Source organism: Streptomyces coryli, assembly GCF_011044975.1.
Classification (GTDB): domain Bacteria; phylum Actinomycetota; class Actinomycetes; order Streptomycetales; family Streptomycetaceae; genus Streptomyces; species Streptomyces coryli.
In genome coordinates, this window is sequence record NZ_JAAKZV010000360.1 from 1 (window position 1) to 5987 (window position 5987).

At 71.5% G+C, this 5987-nt stretch carries 5 protein-coding genes; 4 read left to right on the forward strand and 1 reads right to left on the reverse strand.

What is annotated here, in order from left to right; all coding sequences use genetic code 11:
• Nucleotides 1–58: 58 nt before the first annotated feature.
• On the forward strand, nt 59–2248 hold the full coding sequence (locus G5C51_RS39155; RefSeq protein WP_165245223.1) for a glycosyl hydrolase family 28-related protein: 2190 nt from the start codon (nt 59–61) through the stop codon (nt 2246–2248).
• A gap of 5 nt (nt 2249–2253) precedes the next feature.
• Complete coding sequence (locus G5C51_RS39160) at nt 2254–3195, forward strand: glycosyl hydrolase (RefSeq protein WP_165245225.1); 942 nt, start codon at nt 2254–2256, stop codon at nt 3193–3195.
• Between the two features lie 6 nt (nt 3196–3201).
• Here the strand turns inward: G5C51_RS39160 and G5C51_RS39165 are convergent, their stop codons facing one another.
• Nucleotides 3202–4071 (reverse strand): serine protein kinase RIO, encoded by an 870-nt coding sequence (locus G5C51_RS39165; protein WP_165245227.1) that lies wholly within the window; start codon nt 4069–4071, stop codon nt 3202–3204.
• Nucleotides 4072–4308: 237 nt separating this feature from the next.
• On the opposite strand from G5C51_RS39165, the gene G5C51_RS39170 reads away from it, so the two are divergent.
• Together G5C51_RS39170 and G5C51_RS39175 are read left to right on the forward strand one after the other, a co-directional pair.
• On the forward strand, nt 4309–4971 hold the full coding sequence (locus G5C51_RS39170) for a histidine phosphatase family protein (protein WP_165245229.1): 663 nt from the start codon (nt 4309–4311) through the stop codon (nt 4969–4971).
• A gap of 35 nt (nt 4972–5006) precedes the next feature.
• Nucleotides 5007–5975, forward strand: coding sequence for an NADPH:quinone oxidoreductase family protein (locus G5C51_RS39175; protein WP_165245231.1), 969 nt, complete (start codon nt 5007–5009; stop codon nt 5973–5975).
• Nucleotides 5976–5987 lie beyond the last annotated feature (12 nt).

Below are 5987 nucleotides of genomic sequence, written 5' to 3' on the forward strand. Positions count from 1 at the left end.
CTCCCGCCGCACCTGAAGCTTCCCCGCCCCCTACCGCACGTCATCCAGGAGCCGCTCCATGCCCGCACTCTCCCGCAGAGGCTTCGTCGCCATCGGCGCCGCCGCGGCCGCCGCGACCGCCGCCGGCCCGCTGCTGTCGTCCAGTACCGCGACCGCCGCCGACGACTGGGACCCGACCGCCTTCGGCTCGGTCTACACCACCCGCCCGCCGGACCCGGGCGCCGTCCTGCTCGGCAGCCCCGGCTACGACACCGGCGCCGGTGACGACACCGCCGCCCTGCAGGCCGCCATCGACGAGGCCTCCCGCCGCGGCATCGCCAACAAACTCGGCGACATCCTCGGCGGCGCCCGCGACTTCCCGCACGGCGACGGCGGCGGCGTCGTCCTGGTCCCGGAGGGCACGTACATGCTCTCGGCGCCGGTGCGGGTCCACGACTCGGTACGGGTGATCGGCTACGGCGCCCGCCGCCCCGTCTTCGTCCTGGCCGACAGCTCGCCCGGCTACGCCACCGGCACCCCGCGCGAGGTCTTCGGCTTCCTGCGCCGCCCGGTCGGCGGCCCGGTCTCGTACGCGAACAACGACACCTTCGGCACCGCGCTGATCAACCTCGACATCACGATCGGGGCCGGGAATCCGGACGCCATGGCCGTCCGCTTCGGCGGCGCGCAGCTCTGCCTGCTCCAGGACCTGGACATCAAGGTCGGCGACGGCCTGTCCGGCATCGACCACAACGCCAACCTCATCCACCGCGTCCGCATCACCGGCGGCGAGGTCGGCCTGCAGGCCTGGGCCGCCTCCGCCGGCTGGCAGACGACGGTGCTGGACTGCCGCTTCAGCGGCCAGCGGCGTACCGCGGTGGCGATGGGCAATGACGCCAAGCTCGTGGTCGTACGGGCCGTGGTCGAAGACACCCCGCGCGCCTTCGAGTCGGCGGCGGACACACCGCAGCACCTGTATGTGCAGGACTCCCACCTGCGCGGGGTGAGCGATGTCGCTGTCGGGCTGAACGACAGCACCTCGCTCCCGGGCGCCTCGGACAACGACCTGATCCGCCTCAGCAATCAGCTCACGCTCCTGAACTGCACCACCGCCGGGACCTCCGACCTGCTCCTCCTAACTCAGAGCGGCGCCCGCACCAGCGGCCCGGCGGCCGACGCGCACATCCGCGAACTCACCTTCGGCTTGCGCGTCGAAGACGCCCTGAGCGGCGGCGAGTCGCGGCGCGAGGGCGTGTACAAGGCGGCCACAGCGGGCGTCACGACGACTCGTATTCGGGCGAACCTCCACTCCGACACACCGGCACCCCCGCCCGTACGCGACTGGGTGTCGGTCGCGGATGTGGCCGCGAAGATGGGCAGGACCATCGGCAAGGGGGAGGACGACCTCGCCGTCTTCCAGGCCGCCGTCGACGGCCACGACACCGTCTTCGTCCCCATCGGCCAATACCTCTTCACCGACACCCTCAAGCTCCGCTCCGGCAGCCGCCTCATCGGCCTGCACCCGCGCCAGACCTGGCTGCTCACCGCCGACGGCCACGCCCACTTCTCCGACCCGGACGCACCCCGCGCCCTCGTCTCCACCCCGCGCGGCGGCCGCAACCAGGTCACCGGCCTGGGCCTGGACACGGCACAGCAGACCCCGGGCGCGGTGAATCTGCTCTGGCAGTCCGCCGACGGGTCGTATCTCGCCGACATCGCCACGCAGTTCGTGAAGTGGCACCCCGAGGGTGCGCCCGAGACCGGCAACCCCGGTTATACGTATCGCGGCGCGCACAAATACGGCATCTGGGTGCGCGGAGGCGGCGGCACCTTCTCCAACATCTGGAGCATGAACGGCTGGGCGGAAATCGGCCTCCTGGTGCAGGACACCGACGTTCCGGCCCGGCTGTACGAGCTCTCCATCGAGCACCACGAGACCCGCGAGGTGGTGCTCCAGCGGGTGTCCGGATGGCGCTTCCTCGGCCTGCAGACCGAGGACCACATCTACGGCTGGCGCTCGCAGGCGGTCGAGGTGGAGCGGGGCAGCGACATTCTCTTCGCCAACTCCGTCTTCTTCCGGGTGGCCACGGTGCAGGGCCCGCACCCGTACGCGGTCGGGATACGGGACAGCGAGCGGATCACGCTGCGCGGCCACCGCGGGTATCGGGACAAGACGCCCGAGTACACCCAGTGGGGCGCGGCCATCAGCGACCGGCGCAGCGGACGGACGGTGCCCGAGGTCGAGTACACACTGATCGAGGCGGGGTGAGCGCGGTGACCGGAATCAGCAGGCGCGGCTTTGTGCTGGGCACGTCCGCGGCGGTTTTCGCGGCGGCCAGCGCGACGCCCGCCACCGCGCGCACGCGGGCGCTGGTGCCCGCCGGCGGCGCGCACTTCGGGGCGTACGCCTACGAGGGCAGCTCCATCGGCGTCTCCCAGCCCGAAGCGCTCGAGTCCAAGATCGGACACCGGCTCGGCATCAACCACTGCTTCCAGCCCGTCGATGTCGCGCTCCCTGCGGCCCGTATCGAAAAGGACGTCGCGGACGGCCGCATCCCGATGCTGTCGTGGGCGGCAGGACCGGAGGCGCGGCTGGGGGAGATCGTCGCGGGCACGCACGACGGGTGGATCGACACCCAGGCGCGAGGTCTGGCGGCCATCGGCGCGCCGGTGCTGCTGCGCCTGACGTGGGAATTCGATCTGCGTTACGTGGACACCGACCTCTTCGTCCGCATGTGGCGGCATGTGCACGGGCGCTTCGCGCAACTGGCGCCGCAAGTCGCCTTCGTGTGGTGTCCCACCTGGCGGGCCTACCGCGAGACGGACAAGGCGGAGCCGTTCTATCCCGGCGACGCGTACGTGGACTGGGTCGGAGCGGACGGCTACGCCCGCCCCAAGCCGGACCAGCCGGAGTACAACTACCGCGCCTTTGACCTGATGTTCGACGCGGCGCACGCCTTCGCGGCGGCGCGCGGGAAGCCGTTCATCGTCGGCGAGACCGGCGTGCACCGGGCCGCGACCGACCCGGTGCAGGCGGCATGGCTGGGGGAGACCCGCGAGGTGATCAAGGCCTCGTATCCGAGCCTGAAGGCCCTGGTCTACTTCCACCGCGACGGCCCGAACGAGGACGACGACTGGCGGGTCACCGTCCCGGACGGCGGCGCGGCGCAGCAGGCCTTCGCGGGCATCGCGACCGACCCCTACTTCAACCCGTAAGAGGCCTCAGAACACCATCGTGAGGAGGTCGGCGAACAGCTCTTGTTCGTCGACCTCCAGTCCGCGCTTGGTGAACCAGGCCGCCATGTTGTGGCAGTCGCGCAGCAGGAAGTCCATGCCCTTCGGATTGCCGACGATGTCGACGACCTGCGGGAGGTCGATCATCACGATACGGTCGGCCTGGGCGAGGATGTTGTACGGCGAGAGGTCGCCGTGGGCCAGCCCGGCCCGCGCCAACTCGCGCATGCCGCCGCACAGTTGCTCGAAGTACTGCCCGAGGAGCTCCTTCGGCGGCCGGACCTGGGCGAGCCGCGGCGCGGCTCCGCCGTCCCCGTCGTCGATGAACTCCATCAGCAGCTCGGTCCCGTCGACCTGCACCGGGTACGGCACGGGGACGCCGGCCTGCCAGAGCCGGCACAGCGCGTCCCACTCCGCGTAGGCCCATTGCCCGGCGGCGACGCTGCGGCCGTGGGCGGTCTTCTTGGCCATCGCGCGGGTGTCGCGGCTGTTGCGGGTGCGGCGGCCTTCGACGTAGGAGGTGCTGCGGTGGAAGGACCGGTGCTCCTCGGTGCGATAGCGCTTCGCGGCGAGCAGGGAGGATTTGGCCGGGTGGTCGCCGATGGCGTCGACGGCGCGCTCGATGAGGAAGACGTCGGCTTCCTTGCCGGTCTTGAGGACGCCGAGTTCGGTGTCGATCGCGGCCTGCTCGGTGACGACCCAGTCGGGGCGAGGTTCCGGGCCGCGGGAGCCGCGTTCGACGTCGAGCCAGGTGGACCAGCGCTGATCCGGGGCCAGTTGCTCGTCGACGGCGAAGAAGTGGAAGGCGGGGCGATGGTCAGAGAGGTCGTGCTCGGTGCGGAAGACGTCGGAAGACATCGGGGGTGCTCCTGAACGGTGAGGTGGGACTGACGCGGACATGCCGCAGCACAGTGATGGCCATCTGTCAGCCCTCCTCAGGTCCAGGCAGCGCTGGTCGCCGCTCGACCGCACCAGGGTGCACGTCTGTTTCCGGGCGCGCAACGCAATTACGGCCCTGCCTCCCCGGCCCCCTGTTGAGCATTGCTCAGCAGGGGGGCTAGCCTGCGAGCCGGGGCGGGCGAAGGGAGTTGCGGGATGCCGGTCATCCACCTGGTGCGGCATGGGCAGGCGTCGGCCGCGGGTGCGGATTACGACGTGCTGTCGGAGCTGGGTCACCGGCAGGCCGCGGTCATCGGCGCGGAGCTGGCGCGACGCGGGCTGCGGGAGCCGGTGGTGGCGTGCGGGACGCTGCGGCGGCAGCGGGAGACGGCGGCCGGGGTGATGGCGGAGGCGGATATCGGCGGTGCGGAGCCGGCGGTCGACGCCCGCTGGAACGAATACGACCATCTGGAACTGCTGCGTCGCTATCCCGTACCGGAGGCGGAGGCGCTGGACGGGCCGCGCGGCGTGCAGGCGGCGGTCGACCGGGGGCTGCGGGCCTGGATGGAGGACCCGGATATCCCGGATACGGACGGCTGGAAGTCGTTCGCCGCCGGTGCCGCCGCCGCGCTCGACGAGCTGGCGGCGGGTCTCGGCGGCGGGCGGGATGCCGTGGTCGTCACGTCAGGCGGGGTGCTGGCGGCGGTGGCCGGGGCGCTGCTGGGCGTGCCGCCGGCCGGGATCGTGGCGCTGAACCGGGTCGCGGTGAACGGAGCGATCACGACGATCACCGCCGGCCGCTCCGGCCTTTCACTGCTCGCCTACAACGACCACGCGCACTTCATGGGTGAGCGGCGCTCGCTGCTCACTTATCGATAAGTCGGAAAGTCGGAAAGTCGGCAAGGAGACGTAATATGCGGGCAGTTCAGGTCGTACGGCTGGACGGGCCGGACTCGATCGTGGCGGGCGAGACGGCGGACGTCGAGGCGACGCCGGAGCAGGTGCTCATCGACGTACACGCGGCGGGGGTCACCTTCCCCGACGTGCTGCTGACGCGCGGCGCGTACCAGCTCAAGCCGGATCCGCCCTTCATCCCCGGCAGCGAGGTCGCGGGCGTCGTACGGACCGCGCCACCGCAGTCCGGCCTGCAGGCGGGCCAGCGGGTGGCGGCATTCCCCGGCTTCGGCGGCTTCGCGGAGCTGGTCGCGGCGGACCCGGCGATGGTCTTCCCGATCCCGGAACGGCTGTCCTACGAGTCGGCGGCCGGCCTCCCGATGAACTACCTCACCGTCCACTTCGCCCTCACTCGCCGCGGCCGCCTCCGCTCCGGCGAGACCGTCCTGGTACACGGCGCGGCCGGCGGAGTCGGCACGGCGGCGGTACAGCTCGCGGCCGCGCTGGGCGCGCGGGTGATCGCGGTGGTCTCGAGCGACGCGAAGGCGGAGGCGGCACGCAAGGCGGGGGCCCACGAGACGGTCCCGGTGGACGGCTTCAAGGCCGCGGTGGCCGACCTGACGGGCGGCCGAGGCGTGGACGTGATCGTCGACCCGGTGGGCGGCGACCGCTTCACAGACTCTCTGCGCAGCCTGGCCCCGGAGGGCCGGATGCTGGTGATCGGCTTCACGGGCGGCGAAATCCCGGTGGTGAAGGTGAACCGCCTGCTGCTCAACAACATCGACGTGATCGGGGTGGGATGGGGCGCCTTCTGGATGCCGCGCCCGGCGTACCTGCAGGAACAGTGGGGGGAGCTGCTTCCGTTGCTGGAGGCGGGACAGCTGGATGTGCTGCTCGGGTCGGTACACCCGCTGGAGCAGGCGGCGGAGGCGCTGCGGGAGCTGGAGGAGAGGCGTGCGGCGGGGAAGGTGGTCTTGAAGGTCCGGTGAGGGTGGGGTGGG